The organism is Pseudomonas sp. GW821-FHT02H09 (assembly GCF_059421425.1).
In genome coordinates this window covers 75860-95890 of sequence record NZ_JBWKVA010000007.1, presented here as the reverse complement: position 1 = coordinate 95890, position 20031 = coordinate 75860, and the positions used below count along the sequence as shown (strand labels likewise).

The 20031-nt window shown below is 61.0% G+C and carries 17 protein-coding genes and 2 pseudogenes; 15 read left to right on the top strand and 4 right to left on the bottom strand.

Annotated elements, in window-relative coordinates:
• Positions 1–61: 61 nt before the first annotated feature.
• Genes cobJ through cobG form a run of 4 tightly spaced genes read right to left on the bottom strand, consistent with a single transcriptional unit; the run spans position 62 to position 4416 of the window.
• A complete protein-coding gene (cobJ, locus tag AC07VR_RS11285) occupies positions 62–1762 on the bottom strand; it encodes a precorrin-3B C(17)-methyltransferase (RefSeq protein ID WP_495011267.1) in 1701 nt (566 codons plus the stop codon).
• Positions 1762–2493, bottom strand: a complete 732-nt coding sequence (locus AC07VR_RS11280; RefSeq protein ID WP_494993628.1) for a precorrin-2 C(20)-methyltransferase — start codon at positions 2491–2493, stop codon at positions 1762–1764. Before AC07VR_RS11280 ends, cobJ begins: the two co-directional genes overlap by 1 nt.
• Positions 2493–3119 carry a precorrin-8X methylmutase gene (locus AC07VR_RS11275; protein WP_495011266.1) on the bottom strand — a complete coding sequence of 209 codons (627 nt, stop codon included), beginning with the start codon at positions 3117–3119 and terminating at the stop codon, positions 2493–2495. The genes AC07VR_RS11280 and AC07VR_RS11275 overlap by 1 nt, the downstream gene beginning before the upstream one ends.
• Positions 3112–4416 (bottom strand): precorrin-3B synthase, encoded by a 1305-nt coding sequence (gene cobG / locus AC07VR_RS11270; RefSeq protein WP_495011265.1) that lies wholly within the window; start codon positions 4414–4416, stop codon positions 3112–3114. Before cobG ends, AC07VR_RS11275 begins: the two co-directional genes overlap by 8 nt.
• A gap of 853 nt (positions 4417–5269) precedes the next feature.
• On the opposite strand from cobG, the gene cbiE reads away from it, so the two are divergent.
• From cbiE to urtD, 15 genes and pseudogenes are all read left to right on the top strand, one after another.
• Entirely contained in the window at positions 5270–6481 is a 1212-nt protein-coding gene (gene cbiE, locus AC07VR_RS11265; RefSeq protein WP_495011264.1) for a precorrin-6y C5,15-methyltransferase (decarboxylating) subunit CbiE, read from the top strand.
• Between the two features lie 71 nt (positions 6482–6552).
• Entirely contained in the window at positions 6553–7650 is a 1098-nt protein-coding gene (locus AC07VR_RS11260; protein ID WP_495011263.1) for a cobalt-precorrin-5B (C(1))-methyltransferase, read from the top strand.
• Positions 7647–8384: a cobalt-precorrin-6A reductase gene (locus AC07VR_RS11255; RefSeq protein WP_495011262.1), complete on the top strand. Its 738-nt coding sequence runs from the start codon at positions 7647–7649 to the stop codon at positions 8382–8384. Before AC07VR_RS11260 ends, AC07VR_RS11255 begins: the two co-directional genes overlap by 4 nt.
• 278 nt (positions 8385–8662) lie before the next feature.
• Positions 8663–9064 carry a DUF2946 domain-containing protein gene (locus AC07VR_RS11250; RefSeq protein ID WP_495011261.1) on the top strand — a complete coding sequence of 134 codons (402 nt, stop codon included), beginning with the start codon at positions 8663–8665 and terminating at the stop codon, positions 9062–9064.
• A 63-nt stretch (positions 9065–9127) separates the two neighbouring features.
• On the top strand, positions 9128–9607 hold the full coding sequence (locus AC07VR_RS11245; protein WP_495011342.1) for a copper chaperone PCu(A)C: 480 nt from the start codon (positions 9128–9130) through the stop codon (positions 9605–9607).
• Positions 9608–9661: 54 nt separating this feature from the next.
• On the top strand, positions 9662–10066 hold the full coding sequence (locus AC07VR_RS11240) for a DUF2946 domain-containing protein (protein ID WP_495011260.1): 405 nt from the start codon (positions 9662–9664) through the stop codon (positions 10064–10066).
• Positions 10067–10156: 90 nt separating this feature from the next.
• A pseudogene (locus AC07VR_RS11235) lies at positions 10157–10444 on the top strand (TonB-dependent copper receptor); the annotation flags it as partial.
• 190 nt (positions 10445–10634) lie between these two features.
• Positions 10635–12017: a PepSY-associated TM helix domain-containing protein gene (locus AC07VR_RS11230; protein WP_495011259.1), complete on the top strand. Its 1383-nt coding sequence runs from the start codon at positions 10635–10637 to the stop codon at positions 12015–12017.
• 177 nt (positions 12018–12194) lie between these two features.
• Entirely contained in the window at positions 12195–12983 is a 789-nt protein-coding gene (locus tag AC07VR_RS11225; protein WP_495011258.1) for an ABC transporter ATP-binding protein, read from the top strand.
• Positions 12980–13938, top strand: a pseudogene (locus tag AC07VR_RS11220) (ABC transporter substrate-binding protein). Before AC07VR_RS11225 ends, AC07VR_RS11220 begins: the two are co-directional and overlap by 4 nt.
• Positions 13935–14945, top strand: a complete 1011-nt coding sequence (locus tag AC07VR_RS11215; protein WP_495011257.1) for a FecCD family ABC transporter permease — start codon at positions 13935–13937, stop codon at positions 14943–14945. Before AC07VR_RS11220 ends, AC07VR_RS11215 begins: the two are co-directional and overlap by 4 nt.
• A gap of 223 nt (positions 14946–15168) precedes the next feature.
• Entirely contained in the window at positions 15169–16434 is a 1266-nt protein-coding gene (gene urtA / locus AC07VR_RS11210) for an urea ABC transporter substrate-binding protein (RefSeq protein WP_494993491.1), read from the top strand.
• 151 nt (positions 16435–16585) lie between these two features.
• Positions 16586–18085 (top strand): urea ABC transporter permease subunit UrtB, encoded by a 1500-nt coding sequence (gene urtB, locus AC07VR_RS11205; protein ID WP_495011256.1) that lies wholly within the window; start codon positions 16586–16588, stop codon positions 18083–18085.
• Positions 18085–19164, top strand: coding sequence for an urea ABC transporter permease subunit UrtC (gene urtC, locus AC07VR_RS11200; RefSeq protein WP_495011255.1), 1080 nt, complete (start codon positions 18085–18087; stop codon positions 19162–19164). The genes urtB and urtC overlap by 1 nt, the downstream gene beginning before the upstream one ends.
• Positions 19161–20030, top strand: coding sequence for an urea ABC transporter ATP-binding protein UrtD (urtD, locus tag AC07VR_RS11195; protein ID WP_494993488.1), 870 nt, complete (start codon positions 19161–19163; stop codon positions 20028–20030). Before urtC ends, urtD begins: the two co-directional genes overlap by 4 nt.
• Position 20031 lies beyond the last annotated feature (1 nt).

Genomic DNA, 20031 nt, shown 5'->3' with positions numbered 1-20031 from the left:
GGTTGTCAGCGCGCACAGGTTTTATCATGTGCGCCTGACAGCCAATAGCGCCGAATTACAGCTAAGGTTTATCGCCATACCACCTTGGCGTATAGACCCACTCACCACCGTCTGCACGCGCAAATACGCAGGTGGTGGATGAGCCGATCAGCACCATGGTGCGCATGTCCACTTGATCGGGTGTCAGCTCGCCAAGGGTGGTCACTCGCAAGGTTTGACCAGGGCGACCGATATCACGCCCCAGCACCACTGGCGTTGCGCCCGTGCGGTGCTGCCCGACGATTTCCAGCGCCCGGCCAAGCTGCCACGGCCGTGAGCGGGAAATCGGATTGTAGAACGCCAGCGCCAGGTCGGCTTGCGCGGCCAGGTCCAGTCGCTTCTCGATGATGTCCCACGGCTTGAGGTTGTCCGACAGCGACAGCACGCAGAAGTCATGCCCCAGCGGTGCACCGGCTTGCGCGGCGGTGGCCAGGGAGGCGGAAACGCCCGGCAGGATCTCCAGATCGACGCTGTGCCAGCTCGGTTCATTTGACTCATGCAGGGCTTCAAGCACCGCTGCGGCCATGGCGAACACACCCGGATCTCCCGATGAGACGACAACCACCGAGCGGCCTTGGGCGGCCAGTTCGAAGGCATGTCGGGCGCGCTGCATTTCTTCGCGGTTGTCGGTGCAGTGCAGCACTTGATCGGCGCGGAACGGCCCGGCCATGCGCACGTAAGTTTCATAACCGAGCACATCGTTGGCCTTGGCCAGCTCAGCCTTGACTGCCGGCACCATCAGTTCGGCAGCACCTGGACCTAGACCAATGACCGCAAGACGGCCACGGGCGCGACCGATCTGCAAAGGGTCCAGCGGTTGATTGGCGACGGCTATCGCAATGCCATTGCCGACACTCAGTGGCGGCAGCAGTTGCGGGACCGCGTGTTGCGCCAGCTCGCTGACACTGGCGGCAGCGGTTGCAAAACGCAGTGGCACACTCAATTGGAGAGCGGCTTCACGCAACTGAGGGCTGGCCATTTCCGTGTCGGCCGCCAACAGGCACGCAACCGATTGAACGGCAATCTTCGATTCGTGCAGGGCCGCACGAATGGCTGTTACCAGATCCGCCACACTGGCGCTCACCGCCACCAGCACACTGCGCGGGTAGATCAGCAGTTCATTGGCCGCGGGCTCACGCTCGGCACAACCGACATGGATCGCCAGCCGGGCGTGTTGATCTTCCGGCAGCTGCGCCTGGGCCAGCCAGGGAGCTGCGCCTTCGATACGCACGCTTTCCCCCGCGAGCAGGTCCGAGACAAAGCGCTTGCCCGACTCCAGATCGCCCAAGGCATAGCCGCTGGGTGGATTGAGCAGGCAGGTACCGAAGCGCAATTCACCGCTGGTGGTGATGGCGGCCGCGACACCCAATCCGGCCGCAATTTCTCGCGCAAGGACGTTCACCCCTCCCAGCCCGCCGAGTAACGGCACCACGGCACTGCCGTCTTCAGCGACGGCCAGTACCGGCGGCTCGGCGCCTTTTTCCAGTAGCAGCGGCGCCAGAGTCCGGATCACGATCCCGGCTGCGCACAAGGCGATGATCGGCGTGTCCTGCTGATAGAGCTGGCGCAAGGTTGCACCGAACTCGTGATAGGTCCGGTCGGCACCTTCAACCCGCTCGGCCAGGCCGTGGATCATGGCCTGCGGGTACAGCTGCTGGATCTTGCGCGCAGTGGCGAGGCTGCCATTGCCCAGAATGACAATTGCCGGTGCAGAACGAGTCATCAGCCTTGCCACCTTTCGCCGGGAACAATGATCAGCGAGAAGTACGGCGAGGACATTGGCTCAACCTGATCCAGTGGCACGATCTTCTGGTTGGCCATGGTTGCACGCTCGACATACAGCGCCCGATCCGCCAGCCCGAGTTCTTCCAGTACCTGACGAACCTTGGGGAAGTTGCGCCCCAGCTTCATGATGACCGCAGCATCTGCATCGGCCAAACGGCGCTTGAGGTCTTCGGCCGGCAACACGCCGGACAACACCGACAGGCTCTGATTGCGATACACCAACGGCGCACCCAGCACCGAAGCGCCGCCGAGCATCGAGCACACGCCCGGTATCACTTCGGCGTCGTAGCGTTCAGCCAGGCGATCATGCAAGTACATGTAAGAGCCGTAGAAGAACGGATCGCCTTCGCAGATCACCGCCACGTCGCGACCGGCATTCAGATGCTTGGCGACTTCCTCGCTGGCAGCGTCGTAGAAATCGCTGATCACTTGCTCGTAAGAAAACGGCGCGGGCAGTGCTTCGGTGGTCACCGGATAGACCAGCGGCAGTAACGTCTGCGCGTCTTGCAGGTGGGCTTCGATGATGCCGAAGGCATTGCCCTTCTTGCCCTTGGCGACAAAGTACGCCACCACCGGCGATTCGCGCAGCAGGCGCAGGGCTTTGACGGTAATCAGCTCCGGGTCACCCGGGCCGACGCCCAGGCCAATCAAGCGTCCAGGTTGCTGCATCATTCGATCTCCGTAGCGAGGGCGTTGACAGCGGCGGCGGCCATGGCGCTGCCGCCCAGTCGGCCTTGCATGATCACAAAGGGCACGCCACGGCTGTCAGCGGCGAGCATGGCCTTGGACTCGGCGGCGCCGACGAAGCCCACCGGAAAGCCGAGAATCAATGCCGGTTTCGGCGCGCCGGCATCGAGCATTTCCAGCAAATAGAACAACGCGGTCGGCGCGTTGCCGATCACCACCACACTGCCTTCCAGATACGGACGCCAGAGTTCCAGTGCGGCCGCTGAACGGGTGTTGCCCAACTCCCGCGCCAGGTCCGGCACACTCTCGTCGCGCAGGGTACAGATCACTTGATTGTTGGCTGGCAAACGCGCGCGGGTCACGCCCTCGGAGACCATTCGCGCATCGCAGAGAATCGGCGCACCGGCCGCCAGCGCCTCACGCCCGGCGTTGCCCGCGCCAGGCGAGAATTGCAGGCCATCGATTGCATCGACCATGCCGCAGGCGTGGATCACCCGCACCGCGAGTTTTTCCAGGTCGGCCGGGATTCGGTCCAGGCGGGCCTCGGCGCGAATGATCGCGAACGAGTTGCGATAGATCTCCTGACCGTCGCGGATGTAATCAAGCATCAAGGTGGCTCCGTGGGCGGGCGTCGAGCAATGCGCCTGCCGCTTCAATGGTGAGGTTGCGCGCATGCAGGGCGCCGAAACCCGGCTGCCCTGCATCGCGAAAATAGAGGTCGTAACGGCCGGGGGCGACGGCCAACAGCGTGACGGGCGCAGTATGTGCGGCAGCGCAGGATCGCTGGCAGCCCGACAAATGCACACTCGGTGCATTGCCCTGGCGTTGCAACAGCGCAGCCAGTTGCAGCGCATCGCCCTTGGTGTCGGCCAGGCCCTTTGCGCAGCCGCTTGCGCCGGTGCAAGCGATCAACTGCGCCAGCGCCTGATCGGCCGAACATAGCAAACCAAGTTGTTGCAGGCGCTGCGTCACTTCAGGCGAATGATCTGTGTCGATACCGGGTAGCAACAGGCTTTGCCAAGGGGTAAACCGCAGGCTGCCGTCGCCAGACTCGCTGGCCAGCTGCGCGGCACCGCGCAGCATCGCCGGATCGAGGCGACCCAACGGCGTGACAGCGCCGACATAGACCCGGCCCGCTTCACGCTGTGGATAAGTGCCCAGATGCAACAGCTTCGGCGCGGGCGGCCGTTGCCATTCGGTGATCGCGATCAATGACACCCGCTTGGCCAACGCCCGCAAAAAGTTATCCACCGGAAGTTCCGTCAGCAGATGACGCATACGAGTCTGATCCGGGCGGGCCAGCTCAAGAAACAGCTCCAGCACCGCGACCACCAGTTCATGTCCGTGGGCCAGCGGCACCGCGGCCAATGGTGGGTCTATCGGACAACCCGCCAAACCAAAGGCCAGCAGCAGTTCACCGTTCAACTCACCCGCCGACAGCCACAGGTCATGGGGATGTTCAAGCATCACCAGTGCTTCACCGCCATCGAGTTGCACGGCGAATTTGGCCGACAAATCGTGGAAACGTTCGTGGTTTTGCAGGGTGGCGAGAATCTGCCCGGCGAGCGGTCGCGTGTCGATCAGCATATGCCGGTCGATCCCGGCGCTTGGGCTGAGCATCAGATTGCGTACGTCATCGCCGGCCGCCGTGGTCGGGCCGAGCCCTGCGGCGAGCAGGCTGTCGATCAATGCCGTCTGCTCGCTGCCGATCCCGCGGATCTGCAGGTTGGCGCGGTTGGTCGCCTCGATCACGCCACCCGCGTAGCGCTCGGCCGCGTCGGCTACTGCGCAGGCTTGCGCCGAGCTGATCGAACCGCCAGCCAGTTTGATCCGGCAGATACCACCGTCCGCTGCCTGGACGATACGCAGCAACCCCGGGCAAGCCGAGGGGCGCAGAGTCGTCATGAGCGGATTTGCAGGTGTTGGAGTGTTCAAGGATCAGCCCGTGGAAAAGCGCTTCGCGGTCGAAGGCGGCGTATTATGCCTGCTTTGATCAAGGGCATGAAAAGCCTGCTGGTCGGAACGCTGTTTTCTTGCGCAAACCCGATGGACCTCAAGCAAGGAGGCCATCCTGGGTAAAGTTGATGGCCTCTTGGGTCAGCGACCATCAACATAACGCACGGGCATTGTTCAATGCTATTTACCGGTCAACTGTAGCGAAACGCCAGGCTGTTTATAGCGTCAGCTCCTCGAAATAACCTGATGATCGGTCTGTAATTTTCTTTAGCATAGCCTCTCTTATTTCGAAAAAACGCCTGCGATCGAGGGTGAAATATCCATAGTGGTGCACCAGCGTGGTTTCCTGCTCCTCCCACTTTATAATTAGAAACTCCTCCGAAGTCTTGACAGAAACAAACCATGAATGACTCACCGCCATTGATAGTTGACCCTGGCCATTATCGGCACATGGCATCACCTGGAAACTTCGCCCTCCCGCTCTGGCGCTCCTTGATGAGAACAGTTTCAATGCAGCCAGATTATTTTTGAATGAATTAACAACAGCCAACGCCCGTTTTTTGGCAGACCACCCATTTTTTGAGTCGCAAATGGAAGGGGCCTCGAAATATCGGTGGCTAATTCAGGCCGTCCTTAACCATCGGCAAAACATTCGCATTATCCAGTTCATCCCGCGGTCATTCTGAGCACCTGTCGAACAGCGCAGGAAAAACCTATCGAAGCCGCGCTATCATTGCGCTTTGGTCCGAGGCCCAGCCAACCCGTGTCTCGGAGCCACTGTTTTTTTGTTTGAGGAATATGGATGGCGCCCTGGCTGACAGTAGTAGGAATCGGTGAAGACGGCTTCAGCGGTCTGGGCAAGAATGCTCGACACGCCCTGCTGGGCGCTTCACGGATTTTTGGCGGCCAGCGGCAACTGGACTTGTTACCGGTTTGCATCCGTGGCGAGCGTCAACTGTGGCCCAGCCCGTTCTCCCTGGAACCGGTGCTGGCGCAGCGCGGCGAGCCTGTCTGTGTGTTGGCCAGCGGCGATCCAATGCTGTTCGGCGTCGGCGCTAGCCTGGCGCGGCAGGTGGCCAACGATGAGATGCAGGTTTTGTCCGCGCCGTCTTCCTACTCGTTGGCGGCCGCTCGACTGGGCTGGCCGCTGCAAGAGGTGGTGACGCTCTCGGTGGTCGCCCGCCCTGTGGCAGCCTTGGGCGCACAACTATTTAGCGGTATTCGTTTGCTGGTACTGAGCAACGATGGCCAGAGCCCCGCGGCGATCGCCGCGCTGTTGCGTGAGCGGGGGTTCGGGCCGAGCCGGATCACGGTACTGGAACACTTGGCCGGACCTGCCGAACGACGCATCGAAGGTATTGCCAGCGACTGGAGCGAGCCGACCATCGCCGATCTGAATCTGGTCGCCATCGACTGCATCGCCGAACCCGGCACACCGCGCTTATCGCGACTCGCCGGGCTGCCGGATGCGGCCTTCAAACACGATGGGCAACTGACCAAGCGTGACGTTCGCGCCATCACCCTCGCCCGCCTGGCTCCGGTGCCAGGCGAGTTGCTGTGGGATGTCGGCGCCGGCAGCGGCTCGATCGGCATTGAATGGATGCGCGCTCATCCAGGCTGTCGCGCCTTGGCCATCGAGGCCGATGACGGCCGTCAGCAACTGATCGAACACAATCGTGATGCCCTCGGCGTCCCCGGCTTGCAATTGATTCGCGGCAGCGCGCCGCAAGCGCTGACAGGCCTGGAGCGACCGGATGCGATTTTCATTGGCGGCGGCGTCACCCGCGAGGGCGTGCTCGACACCTGCTGGGAGCAATTGAAACCCGGCGGCCGGCTGATCGCCAACGCCGTCACCCTGCAAAGCGAAATGACCTTGATGGCCTGGCGCGAACAGCATGGCGGTGAATTGACCCGCATTCATATCGCTCAGGCGCAGCCCCTGGGGGATTTCGATACCTGGCGCCAGGCGTTGCCGATTACCTTGCTGGAAGTAGTCAAGCCTGATGATGTGTGAAGTTCGAGTATGCCATCGCGGGCAAGTCGGATCGCCGCACCGCTCGCTCCTACAAAGGAATTGCCAGCTCCATGCGTGACGAAACCGCCGAACAACCTGCGCCCCTGCGCAGCGGCCTGACTACCGGCAGTTGCGCCACCGCCACCAGCCTCGCTGCCGCCCGCTTGCTGCTCAGCGGTATCAGCCACGACGCAGTGGATATCACCCTGCCCAAAGGCAAGCACGTACAGATGCGCCTGGAGTTTTGTCGCCTGGCCGAAGACGGCGCCGAAGCCGGAACGATCAAGGATGCCGGCGATGATCCAGACGTCACCCACGGCGCGTTGCTGTATTCCCATGTACGCTTGAACGCCGAACCGGGTATACGTTTCAGCGCAGGCCTTGGCGTCGGCACAGTCACCCGGCCGGGGCTGGTACTGGGCGTCGGTGAACCGGCGATCAACCCGGTGCCACGCAAGATGATCACTGATCACCTGCTGCAACTGGCGCAAGAGCGTAATTACGACGGCGGCTTTGAGGTCACGATCAACGTCGAGGGCGGCGAAGCCCTTGCACTGAAAACCATGAACCCACGGCTGGGTATCCTCGGCGGCCTGTCGATTCTCGGCACCAGTGGTATTGTCCGGCCGTTCTCCTGCGCGGCCTACATCGCCTCGATCCACCAGGGCATCGACGTCGCCAAAACCAATGGTTACACGCATATCGCCGCCTGTACCGGCAACGCCAGCGAAGACACCATGCGCCGCGTATACGACCTGCCTGAGATCGCCCTCATCGAAATGGGCGACTTTGTCGGTGCGGTGCTCAAGCATTTGCGCAAAGTGCCTGTGGATAAACTCAGCATTTGTGGTGGCTTTGGCAAAATCAGCAAACTCGCCGCCGGGCATATGGATTTGCACAGCCGTCATTCGAGCATTGACCTGCCGCAACTGGCGCAATGGGCGGCAGACGTCGGCGCCGATGACGCCTTGCAGCAAGCCATCGGCGAAGCCAATACCAGTCAACAAGCCTTGGCCATGGCCAGCGCTGTCGGAGTCGCCCTTGGCGATGCGGTGTGCCAACACGCACTGGAGTTCGCCCGCAGCGTGGTACCGGCGCAGGTTCAGGTCGAGGTGTTTGCCATCGATCGCCAGGGCGGCATCGTCGGCCATGCCGGAGCTTTTCAATGAAACGGTTACTGCTGCTCGGCGGCGTCACCGAAGCCTTGGCGATTGCCCGCACGCTGGGCCCGCAACATGTCTACAGCCTGGCGGGCATCGGCCGGGTGCCGACGGATTTGACCTGTCAGGTCCGGGTCGGTGGCTATGGCGGCGCGGCAGGTTTGGCGCAGTTCATCGAAGACGAAGGCATCGACTTGTTGCTCGACGCCACCCACCCCTATGCCGCACAAATCAGCCAGAACGCCGCGACCGCTGCGCAATTGAGCGGCATACCTTGCTGGGCGCTGCGGCGACCGGCCTGGCAAGCACAGGCAGGTGATGACTGGCGGGAAGTCAGCGATTGGGCCGGGTTGGTTGAAGCGCTCAAGCCCTTCAAGCGCCCGCTGTTCACCCTGGGGCGCGAGCCGTTGCAGCATCTGGATGAAATCCCGGACAGACAGTTCTGGACTTTACGAGCACTCGACCCGTATCCCGGCAATCAGCGCTGCGAAGTGATCGGCGCCCGTGGGCCGTTTTTAATCGACGATGAGCGGGAGCTGTTCGAACGACGCCGGATTGATGTGCTGATCAGTAAAAACAGCGGCAGCAGCGCCACCGAACCCAAGCTGGAAGTGGCGCGCGAGCGTGAGGTGCCGGTGTTGATATTGAAGCGGCCGGAGTTGGTGGGGGTTGAGCGGGAGTTTGAGACTGTCGCCAATACGCTCGAGGCGCTGACGCAGCAAGGTTATCTGATACCCCAGTAAACTTCTGTGCGGCAGTAATCATTGCGAGTGCTGCGCACTCGATCGCAGGCAAGCCAGCTCCCACATCTATGGTTACCCCCCGCCGCCCCCTGTGATCGCCCAGGCATTATGAATCGAAGCCGCTACACTCTTTCGAATCGACGAGCCGGAAGTCGCGCGCAGACTTTTGTACCTGCTGGCCAAGGCACTGCGACACCAAACCGCACGCGGTCTTTTTACTTATCGCCCTTGATCAGGCTAAATACCTTGCTTGATCGTCATCTCAACGGATCTGACCGATGTCCCGACAACGGCTTGCATTTGCCTGGATCGCCTGCTTTGCAGTGCTGTTCAACATGCTCGCCATGCCGATTTCCGGGACGATGCCCCAGGCTGCGAATCAGTCGCCTGCCGAGCAGTTGTTGTGGGGCAGCTTCTGCTCCTCGAACGGCACCAGACTGGTAGCGATTTCGCTGGGCACGCTTGAGCAAAAAGCACCACAAAACGACGATCACTCCAACATGCAGCATTGCTGGTGCTGTTCGGGTTCGGCACCGTTGGTGGCCTTACCGTGGCATATGCCGCAGCTGTATTTCGCTCGGTTCGAGTCCAATAGAAGCGTGCCGCCGCCCACCTTCGAAACGCCCACGCCGCGCCAGCAATGGCCGAACCTCAATCCCCGCGCCTCGCCTCTGGTCTGACTCCTTCTCGCAATTGATCTGCGTTTTGAATCGTTCTGGAGAACTGCCATGTTGAAACAATCCCTGGTGAAGCAGTCTCTGCTTCTCGCCGCTTTGCTGTTGCCTGTCTGCTTTGCCCATGCTCACGAATATGCTGCCGGCCAATTGCACATCGCTCATCCGTGGTCGCAGGAACTGCCACCCAATGCCCCGACCGTCGCAGCCTATTTCGTCATTCACAACAACGGCAAAACCGCCGACCGCCTGCTCAGCGTGGCCTCGCCGATTGCAGGACTGGCCGAGCTGCACGAGCATGTGAAGCAAGGCGACCTGATGAAAATGCAGCAAGTGCCGAGCGTGGAAATCCCCGCCGGTGGCGACATTAGCTTCGCGCCAATGGCCTACCACGTGATGCTGCTGGAGCTCAAAGACCGCAGCTTGCTGAGCGAAGGAAAGCGCTTCCCAATGACCCTGCATTTTGAAAAGTCAGGCGACGTAACCGTCGAGGTCGCGGTGCAGAAGCAAGCGCCCGCAGGCACTGAAGAGCATATGCACGCCCAGTAATCACAGCCCACAACACCTGTGAACGCCCTGCGCTCGCCAAGCGTCAGGCGATCAGTGCCGCATCATGATTCGTTGAGGGTCAAACGCGGTAGCTGGATCAGCCTGTTCGCCATGCTGATGATCTTTATCGGTCCGCTGATTTCCCAAGCGATGCCGATGGATCACGCCATGCCAATGAACATGTCGATGGACATGCGCATGGACGAGCCCGGCTACCATGGCACCTCGAACCACGATGCCAAACCCGTCAAGGCGCCTGCCGAGCATCAAATGCTCTGGGAGAAGTGCGGGTATTGCAGCCTCCTGTTCAACTGCCCGGCGCTGCCCGGTAGCCTGTCGTTCGCGGCATTCGACACACCGCCGCCGACGAATTTCATCAGCCCCTTCCCGCGTTTGGGCCATGCCCGGCAAGCAGTCTTCCCCGGCGCCCGAACCCGCGCCCCGCCCATCATCACGTAAACACCCACATTTCACCTCACCCGGCCGACTGTAGAAAAGACAGCCGCAGGCTGCTGGCCGTGTTGTTTACGATTGATTGATGGAACCTTTATGTCCAGGTTTTCTACTGACACTCGCTTGCGCTCTGCTCAGGCACATTCTCTTCTTGCCCTGAGCGAGCCAGGTCTTCGCCTCAAACAGGGCATAGCCGTCCTCCACGGCGCGCTGCTGACACCGCTGGTTTTGGCAGCCGAACAACCCGATGAACACACCCGACATACAAACGAACCGAGCCCGACGGTGATCACCGCCATTGCCCCCAGCTCACCGTTGACCATCATCACCAACCCGAAAGATCCACGCCAACCAGTGCCGGCCAGCAGCGGCGTCGACAACCTGTTCCGCAAGCCATCAACGAACCGGGGCGCACGCTCTGGACCAAGGTGGATATGAGTTTCTAAAAAGCTTCGCGGCAAGCCTCGCTCCTACAGGGATCACATATTCGCGTAGGAGCGAGGTTTGCCCGCGATCGACTGCGAAGCAGTCGCAAAAAACATTAAAAGATCCATGCCAAAGCGGAGCGCTCCTGATGAGCCAACCTAAAGTGTCTTTCTACAACCTGGCCTGGCGCTGGCATTTCTATGCCGGGCTGTTCGTCGCGCCGTTCATGGTGATGCTGGCCCTGACCGGGATCATCTACCTGTTCAAACCCCAACTCGACCCGTTGATGTACGGCAACCTGCTGAACGTCCCGGCCGGTCATCAAACGCTTGGCGCCGACGAGCAACTTCGCCGTGTGCAGGTCGCTTATCCGCAGGGGCAGGTCAAGCAATATCTGCCGCCGGTCAACCCCGAACGCAGTGCGCAGTTCGTGGTGCAAAACGACGGTCATGAACTGAACGTGTTCATCGATCCGTACCGCGGAGAAATCCTCGGTGACCAGGACGCCAGGAAAAACCTGCAAGCCATCGCCCGCGCCATTCATGGTGAGCTGATGATCGGCACCGTGGGTGATCGACTGGTCGAGCTGTCTGCCGGCTGGGGCATCATGCTGGTGATTTCCGGTCTGTACCTGTGGTGGCCGCGAGGCAAGTCATCGGCCGGTGTGTTATGGCCACGATTGAGCAATCGCGGGCGCTTGTTCTGGCGCGACTTGCATGCGGTGACCGGTTTCTGGGGCGCGGCGTTTCTGCTGGTGATGCTGCTCAGCGGCATGACCTGGACCGGCTTTTGGGGCAAGCAATACGCCGAGCTCTGGAACCGCTTCCCGGCGGCCATGTGGAACGAGGTGCCAAAGTCCGATCAAGAGGCTCGCAGCCTCAATACGGCGACGCGCCAGACCGTACCGTGGGCAATGGAAAACACGCCGATGCCGATGTCCGGCGACCATGCCGAACACATGGCTCACACCGGCAGCTCAACCGCTGCGGCCGCGCCGACAATCTCGCTGCAAGAGGTGCAGAACATTGCCGTCCAGCGTCGGGTAGAGCCGGGCTATAGCATCACCTTCCCGACCACCGCCACCGGCGTTTTCACCATCGCTGTGTTCGCCGACGAACCACGTAACGACGCGACCCTGCATGTCGATCAATACACCGCCAGCGTGCTCGCCGATGTGCGGTGGCAGCACTACAGCAACGTCGCCCGCGCCACGGAAATGGGCGTGATGCTGCACGAAGGCAAGATGTTCGGAGCGTTCAATCAGATCGTGGTGCTGCTGGTGTGCCTGATGATTTTGCTCAGCGCAGTCAGCGGCGTGGTGATCTGGTGGAAGCGCCGCCCACAAGGTCGACTCGGTGTTCCGCCATTGCGCCACGACCTGGCGAAGTGGAAAACCGCGATGGTCATCATGTTCGCATTGGCTGTGGCATTTCCGTTGGTCGGGGCATCGTTGATCGCGGTGTGGATCCTGGACCGGATACTACTGTCACGGCTGGCGGGGAAAGCTGAGCCGGCCACATCTTCAAGCTGAAGACTGCGAGATATATGAAACGGCCTTGCAGGCTCTACAATGCCGGCCCGCAATGTTCCTCACATTTTCGCGGGCAAGCCTCGCTCCTACGGTACAGCGTGATCCTGCAGGAGCAAGGGGGGGCGCCTGGCCCTTGCCCGCGATGGATTCAGCCTCAACGCAATTAATGAGTATTGAATGACCTCGCTGAACCTCACCAACCTGGCCTGGACCCCTCTGGGTCACGGCCATTGCCATCACCAGTTCCAACTGCGTGAGGCCTGCCTGCAGGTGTCGGCGGGTGAGTTCGTCGGTTTGATCGGGCCCAACGGCAGCGGCAAAACCAGCCTGCTGCGCTGTGCCTATCGCTTCAGCAAACCGGAAAGCGGCGAGGTCAAACTCGAACATCACAATGTCTGGAAACAGTCGCCTCGCTGGTGCGCGCAGCGCATCGCGGTGGTGCTGCAAGAATTCCCCGATGCCTTTGGCCTGACCGTCGATGAGGTGGTCGCCATGGGCCGCACACCGCACAAAGGTCTGTTCGACGGCGACACCTTCGAAGATCGACGCATCTGTCAGCAAGCACTGGAATCAGTCGGCCTGCGGGGTTTCGAGGATCACGCCTTCGCCACCCTGTCGGGCGGTGAGAAGCAGCGGGTAATCCTCGCCCGCGCCCTGGCTCAGCAACCGCAACTGCTGATCCTCGACGAGCCGACCAACCACCTCGATCCGCGTTATCAGCTGGAGCTGTTGCAACGGGTCAAACGCTTGCAAATCGGCACCCTCGCCAGCATCCATGACCTCAATCTCGCCGCGGCGTTTTGTGATCGGCTGTACGTCATCAACGGCGGGCGCATTGTCGCCAGCGGTACACCGCACGAAGTGCTGACCGTTCAGTTGCTGCGCGAAGTCTTCGGTGTCCAAGCCTTGATCGACCGACACCCGCTGTCCGGCTACCCACGAATTACCTGGATAACCCAACCATGATTTTGCGTTCCCTGCTGCGTGCCAGTCTGTCTGTCGCCTTGCTGTCCGGCACTGCCCAGGCATTCGCCGAAGCCACCCATTACCCGCTGACGATCCAGAGCTGCAACCGACAGGTGACCTTCAAAAAGGCGCCCGGACACGCCCTCAGTCACGACATCAATATGACTCAAATGATGCTCGCACTCGGCCTCAAACCGAGCATGGTCGGGTACAGCGGCATCAGTGGCTGGAAAGCCGTGACACCCCGGATGCAGAGCATCCTCGACGGCTTGCCGGAACTGGCGAGCAAGTACCCGTCGGTGGAAACCCTGCTCAATGCCAATGTCGATTTCTTCTTTGCCGGTTGGGATTACGGTATGCGTGTGGGCGGTGAGCTGACGCCGCAGACCCTCGGCCCGCTGGGAATTAATGTCTACGAACTGACCGAGTCCTGCGCCTTTGTGATGAAGCGTCCCCCCGCTACGCTGGAAGACACCTACAACGACCTGCGCAACCTCGGGAAAATTTTCGATGTGCAGGATCGCGCCAACCAGCTGATCGCCGACATGCAGGCGCAAGTCGCCGAGATCCAGAAGGACCTGCCAGCAGAAAAACCCAGGGTGTTCCTCTACGACAGCGGCGAGGACCGCGCCATGACGTCAGGTCGACTGGGCATGCCACAAGCACTGATCGACGCCGCCGGCGGGCGCAATATCTTGATGACGTCGAGACCAGCTGGACCCGGGTCAACTGGGAGAATGTGGTCGAGCGCAATCCACAGGTGATCGTGATCGTCGACTATGGCGAAGTCAGCGCCGGGCAGAAGCAACAGTTCCTGGAAAACAACCCGGCACTGCAGTCGGTAGACGCGATCAAGAATCAGCGTTTCATCGTCATCCCCTACGTCCAGGCCACACCGGGCATCGATAACGTCGCGGCGATTGAAACCATGGCCAAGGGTTTCCACGGCGAATGATCAGCCGTCGTTATGCCCAGCTGCTGATCGGTCTCGGCGCGCTGCTGTTGGTGTCCTGTGTGGTGTCGCTTGGCGCGGGTTCGGCGCGGGTGCCGGTGGACGTGGTCTGGCGGATTCTTCTGTACAAGGCATTCGGTCTCGGCGAAGTGAGCTGGAGCGCCGGGCAGGAACACATCGTCTGGCTGATTCGCGTGCCGCGGATGTTGCTTGGTGCGCTGGTCGGCGCCGGCCTGGCGTTGACTGGCGCGGTGCTGCAAGCGGTGACCCGCAACCCGCTGGCCGACCCGCACCTGCTGGGCGTGACCTCCGGCGCCACCTTGGGCGCGGTGATCGTAGTGCTACATGTCGGCGAAATCGTCGGCCTGCTGACCCTGCCGATCGCGGCGCTTATCGGTGCACTGCTGAGCATGCTGGTGGTGCTGGCCATCGCCAATCGCAACGGTCGCCTGGACAGTGATCGATTGCTGCTGTGTGGTGTCGCGGTGTCCTTCGTGATGATGGCAATCGCCAACCTGCTGTTGTTTCTCGGCGATCACCGGGCAAGTTCAGCCGTGATGTTCTGGATGCTCGGCGGCCTCGGTCTGGCGCGCTGGGAACTGCTGGCGATTCCGGCCGCCAGCGTAGTGTCCGGGCTGGTGTTGCTGCTGGGCATGGCGCGCCCGCTGAACGCCTTGATGGCCGGCGAACAGACCGCTGTGACATTAGGCCTGAATGCCCGCAGCGTGCGCTTGCGGGTGTTTTTGATTGCCTCGCTGATGACCGGGGTATTGGTGTCCATCAGCGGTTCCATCGGCTTTGTCGGATTGATGGTGCCGCACATCGCCCGCCGATTGGTCGGCGCTGAACATCGGCGATTGCTGCCGGTGTGCGTGTTGCTCGGCAGTGTTTTTCTGGTGTGGGTCGACGTCGCCGCACGCACGCTGATCGCGCCTGAAGACTTGCCGATTGGCGTGGCCACTGCGGCGATTGGCGGGGTGTTTTTCATTGGTCTGATGCGCCGACGATAACCGCGGTCGAACGCCGCCCCCGGCAATGCAGGCACCAATGCGGCGCACACAAACGCACTGAGCACTTTTGTCGGCCCCGGCTTGGTGCGCAGCACGCTTTGCAACCCTGCGTAATACGACATTTCCTTGCCTTTGCCCGACCGGGCACAACCCTTGCTAAAGCCCCTTCAGCGTCCGTATCTGCCAACCAAGAAAAAAACCTTAATATCATGGAGATCGCACAATGAAGCGTCGTAGCTTGATCAAGGCTTTCACTCTGTCGGCATCGATTGCCGCGATGGGTATGACCTGGAGCATCCAGGCCGCCGAGACCATCAAGGTCGGGATCCTGCACTCGTTGTCAGGGACCATGGCGATCTCTGAAACCTCGCTTAAAGACATGGCGCTGATGACCATTGACGAGATCAACGCCAAGGGCGGCGTCAACGGCAAGATGCTTGAGCCGGTGGTCGTGGACCCCGCCTCGAACTGGCCGCTGTTCGCCGAAAAGGGCCGGCAGCTGCTGACCCAGGACAAGGTCGCGGTGGTGTTCGGCTGCTGGACCTCGGTGTCGCGTAAATCGGTACTACCGGTGTTCGAAGAGCTCAACGGCCTGCTGTTCTACCCGGTGCAATACGAAGGCGAAGAGATGTCGCCGAACGTCTTCTACACCGGTGCGGCGCCCAACCAGCAAGCGATCCCGGCGGTGGAGTACCTGATGAGCGAAGAAGGTGGCAGCGCCAAGCGCTACTTCCTGCTCGGTACCGATTACGTCTACCCGCGTACCACCAACAAAATCCTGCGCTCGTTCCTGCACTCCAAAGGTGTGGCGGACAAGGACATCGAAGAGGTCTACACGCCGTTCGGCCACAGCGATTACCAGACCATCGTGGCGAACATCAAAAAATTCTCGGCCGGCGGCAAGACTGCGGTGATCTCCACGGTCAACGGCGACTCCAACGTGCCGTTCTATAAAGAGCTGGCCAACCAGGGCCTGAAAGCCACCGACGTTCCGGTCGTGGCGTTCTCGGTGGGCGAAGAAGAGCTGCGTGGCATCGACACCAAGCCGCTGGTGGGCAACCTCGCCGCGTGGAACTACTTCGAATCGGTGGAGAACCCGGTCAACAAAAAATTCGTCGCCGACTGGAAAGCCTACGCCAGGAAACACAACCTGCCGGGCGCGGATAAAGCCGTAACCAACGACCCGATGGAAGCCACGTACGTCGGCATCCACATGTGGGCGCAAGCGGCTCAGAAAGCCAAATCCACGGACGTCGACAAGGTTCGTGAAGCCCTCGCCGGCCAGACCTTCTCCGCACCATCGGGTTACACCCTGACCATGGACAAGACCAACCACCACCTGCACAAGCCGGTGATGATCGGCGAAATTCAATCTGACGGTCAGTTCTCGGTGGTCTGGCAGACCGAAGGCCCGATCCGCGCCGAGCCCTGGAGCCCGTTCATTCCGGGTAACGACAAGAAGCCGGATTACGCGGTGAAGAGCAACTAAGCAGCGGGACTGATCGCTCCCAGGACGGAACGATCAACATACAACCCCTGTAGGAGCCGAGCTTGCTCGCGATAGCGGTCTGCCAGACACACCGCCATCGCGAGCAAGCTCGGCTCCTACAAGGTCCGCCGTCGCCCTTCAGGACGTAGCCATGTCCCTTTATCGCCTGTTTTTCGTTCTCGCTTTTTTACTGCTGTCGACGGCCGCTCACGCCGGCGACGCCGAAGACTTCGTCGCTGCCAATCCCGTGCAGCAAGCCAAACTGCTGGAAGCCTGGGCCGCGCAGCCCGATCCGGCTCGTGTCGAACTGATCAACGCCTTGCAGCAAAGCCAACTGACCCTCGACGGCGAAGCCAAAACCTTGCGCCTGAATAACCGCCTGCGGGGTCTGATCGACACCGCACAAGCCAGCCAGCAACTGCTCGCCGCTGACGCCAAGGTGCGTCTGGCCGCTGCGCAGCAACTGCAAAAAAGCGCCAAACCGGCGCAATTGAAATTTCTGGAGCAACAACTCGCCAGCGAAAAAGACGAAGGCGTTCACGCGGCCCTGAGCCTGGCTCTGGCCAACCTGCAACTGGTGGACAGCGATCCAGTCGTGCGTTTGGCGGCCGTGAGGCTGCTCGGCGAAACCGGCGACCCGCTGGCCCGCACTCGCCTTGAAGGCTTGCTGGAACCGGGCGTTGAAGCCGATGGAACCGTTCACACCGCCGCCGAAACCAGTCTGGCTCAGGTCAAACGCAAACTGATGATCGGAGAGATGCTCGGTCAGGCCTTCAGCGGTATGTCTCTGGGTTCGATCCTGCTGCTCGCGGCGCTGGGACTTGCGATCACCTTCGGTCTGCTGGGTGTCATCAATATGGCCCACGGCGAGATGCTGATGCTCGGCGCCTACTCCACGTATGTAGTGCAGTTGTTATTCCAGCGTTTCCTGCCGCAAGCCATCGAGTTCTATCCATTGGTCGCGCTGCCGGTGGCGTTTTTTGTGACGGCGGGGATCGGCATGATTCTCGAACGCACGGTCATTCGACACCTCTATGGCCGTCCGTTGGAAACCCTGCTGGCGACCTGGGGCATCAGCCTGATGCTGATCCAGTTGGTGCGTTTGCTGTTCGGGGCGCAGAACGTCGAAGTCGCCAACCCGGCCTGGCTCTCCGGCGGCATTCAAGTGCTGCCGAACCTGGTGCTGCCATACAACCGCATTGTGATCATCGCGTTCGCCCTGTTCGTTGTAGTGCTGACCTGGCTGCTGCTGAACAAGACTCGCCTGGGCCTGAACGTGCGCGCCGTGACCCAGAACCGCAACATGGCCGCTTGCTGCGGCGTGCCCACCGGGCGTGTCGACATGCTCGCCTTTGGCCTGGGCTCCGGTATCGCCGGGCTCGGCGGCGTCGCCCTGAGCCAGGTCGGCAACGTCGGCCCGGACCTGGGCCAGAGCTACATTATCGATTCGTTCCTGGTGGTGGTGCTCGGCGGTGTCGGCCAGTTGGCCGGTAGCGTGCTGGCGGCCTTCGGCCTGGGCATCGCCAACAAGATTCTCGAACCACAAATCGGTGCCGTGCTCGGCAAGATCCTGATCCTCGCGCTGATCATTCTGTTTATCCAGAAACGCCCGCAAGGACTCTTCGCACTGAAAGGACGGGTGATCGACTGATGAACCAGCCTATGATGCTCACGGCAACAAAAAAAGCCGGCCCCAAAGTCACTCTGATCGTCGGCAGTGTGGTGCTCGCGCTGTTGCTGGCCTTGCCGCTGCTTTCACTGTTGTCGGCGGACAATCCGCTGCACGTTTCGGCTTATACCCTGACCCTGGTGGGCAAGATTCTTTGCTACGCGATTGTCGCGTTGGCGCTGGATCTGGTCTGGGGTTACGCCGGGTTGCTGTCACTGGGTCACGGCCTGTTCTTCGCCCTCGGCGGCTACGCCATGGGCATGTACTTGATGCGCCAGGCCTCGGGTGACGAGCTACCGGCGTTCATGACCTTTCTGTCGTGGACCGAATTGCCCTGGTACTGGACCGGCACCAACCACTTTCTCTGGGCCATGTGCCTGGTGGTGTTGGCGCCGGGTTTGCTCGCGCTGGTGTTCGGCTTCTTCGCCTTTCGCTCGCGGATCAAGGGCGTGTATTTCTCGATCATGACCCAGGCCTTGACCTTCGCCGGGATGTTGCTGTTCTTTCGCAACGAAACCGGTTTTGGCGGCAATAACGGCTTCACCAACTTCCGCAGCATTCTCGGTTTCGGCATCACCGAACCGAACACCCGGGCGGTGCTGTTTGTGGCCACGGTGCTGTTGCTGGTGGCCAGCCTGTTCATCGGCTGGCGTCTGGCGCAAAGCAAGTTCGGTCGAGTGCTGACCGCCCTGCGCGACGCAGAAAACCGCCTGATGTTTTGCGGCTATGACCCGCGCGGTTTCAAGCTGTTTGTCTGGGTGTTGAGCGCGGTGCTGTGCGGTTTGGCCGGTGCGTTGTACGTGCCGCAAGTGGGGATCATCAACCCCGGCGAAATGTCGCCGACCAACTCCATCGAAGCGGCAGTCTGGGTCGCCCTCGGCGGGCGCGGCACGTTGATCGGACCGCTGCTCGGCGCCGGTGTGGTCAACGGTATGAAGAGCTGGTTCACCGTGGCCTTCCCCGAATACTGGCTGTTCTTCCTCGGTGCGCTGTTTATCGTGGTGACCCTGTATCTGCCCAAGGGTGTGATCGGGCTGCTGAAAAAAAGAGGTGAACAATGAGAGTCACTGCGACGACTGAATTCATGCTCGAACCGGTGTTTTTCCCACCGGAGCCCAATAAGGACGCCGGCACCAGCCGCGATGCGATTGGCCTCGGCCAGCGCGCCGGCCCCGGTCTGAACACTCGCCACGGCACCATCCTGACTCTGGAAGACATTAGCGTCAGCTTCGATGGCTTCAAGGCGCTGAACGACTTGAACCTGTACATCGGCGTCGGCGAATTGCGCTGCATCATCGGCCCCAACGGTGCCGGTAAAACGACGCTGATGGATGTGATCACCGGCAAGACCCGTCCCAGCCACGGCAAGGCCTGGTTCGGTGAAACCCTGGACCTGACGCAGATGAGCGAAGTGCAGATCGCCCAATCCGGGATCGGTCGCAAGTTCCAGAAACCTACCGTGTTCGAAGCCTTGAGCGTGTTCGAGAACCTTGAGCTGGCGCAGAAAACCGACAAATCGGTATGGGCCAGCCTGCGGGCCAAACTCAATGGCGAGCAGCAAGACCGTATTGCCGAAGTCCTGGAAACCATTCGCCTGACGGCGTCGGTCAGTCGCCCGGCGGGTTTGCTGTCCCACGGGCAAAAGCAGTTTCTGGAAATCGGCATGCTGCTGATGCAAGACCCGCAACTGCTACTGCTCGACGAGCCGGTGGCGGGAATGACCGACGCCGAAACCGAATTCACCGCCGAGCTGTTCAAGAGTCTGGCCGGCAAGCATTCGCTGATGGTGGTGGAGCACGACATGGGCTTCGTCGGCTCGATTGCCGACCACGTCACCGTGTTGCACCAGGGGAGTGTGCTGGCCGAAGGGTCGCTGGAGCAGGTGCAGGACAATGAACGGGTGATTGAGGTTTATCTCGGGCGTTGAA

Excerpts from the sequence above, each read along its gene's own strand:
- cobG (WP_495011265.1), bottom strand. The coding sequence starts at position 4,416 with ATGACGACTCTGCGCCCCTCGGCTTGCCCGGGGTTGCTGCGTATCGTC.
- urtC (WP_495011255.1), top strand. The coding sequence starts at position 18,085 with ATGAACCAGCCTATGATGCTCACGGCAACAAAAAAAGCCGGCCCCAAA.
- AC07VR_RS11230 (WP_495011259.1), top strand. The coding sequence starts at position 10,635 with ATGAGCCAACCTAAAGTGTCTTTCTACAACCTGGCCTGGCGCTGGCAT.
- AC07VR_RS11255 (WP_495011262.1), top strand. The coding sequence starts at position 7,647 with ATGAAACGGTTACTGCTGCTCGGCGGCGTCACCGAAGCCTTGGCGATT.
- cobJ (WP_495011267.1), bottom strand. The coding sequence starts at position 1,762 with ATGACTCGTTCTGCACCGGCAATTGTCATTCTGGGCAATGGCAGCCTC.
- AC07VR_RS11225 (WP_495011258.1), top strand. The coding sequence starts at position 12,195 with ATGACCTCGCTGAACCTCACCAACCTGGCCTGGACCCCTCTGGGTCAC.
- AC07VR_RS11275 (WP_495011266.1), bottom strand. The coding sequence starts at position 3,119 with ATGCTTGATTACATCCGCGACGGTCAGGAGATCTATCGCAACTCGTTC.
- AC07VR_RS11260 (WP_495011263.1), top strand. The coding sequence starts at position 6,553 with ATGCGTGACGAAACCGCCGAACAACCTGCGCCCCTGCGCAGCGGCCTG.
- AC07VR_RS11250 (WP_495011261.1), top strand. The coding sequence starts at position 8,663 with ATGTCCCGACAACGGCTTGCATTTGCCTGGATCGCCTGCTTTGCAGTG.
- AC07VR_RS11280 (WP_494993628.1), bottom strand. The coding sequence starts at position 2,493 with ATGCAGCAACCTGGACGCTTGATTGGCCTGGGCGTCGGCCCGGGTGAC.
- urtB (WP_495011256.1), top strand. The coding sequence starts at position 16,586 with ATGTCCCTTTATCGCCTGTTTTTCGTTCTCGCTTTTTTACTGCTGTCG.
- cbiE (WP_495011264.1), top strand. The coding sequence starts at position 5,270 with ATGGCGCCCTGGCTGACAGTAGTAGGAATCGGTGAAGACGGCTTCAGC.
- AC07VR_RS11215 (WP_495011257.1), top strand. The coding sequence starts at position 13,935 with ATGATCAGCCGTCGTTATGCCCAGCTGCTGATCGGTCTCGGCGCGCTG.
- urtD (WP_494993488.1), top strand. The coding sequence starts at position 19,161 with ATGAGAGTCACTGCGACGACTGAATTCATGCTCGAACCGGTGTTTTTC.
- urtA (WP_494993491.1), top strand. The coding sequence starts at position 15,169 with ATGAAGCGTCGTAGCTTGATCAAGGCTTTCACTCTGTCGGCATCGATT.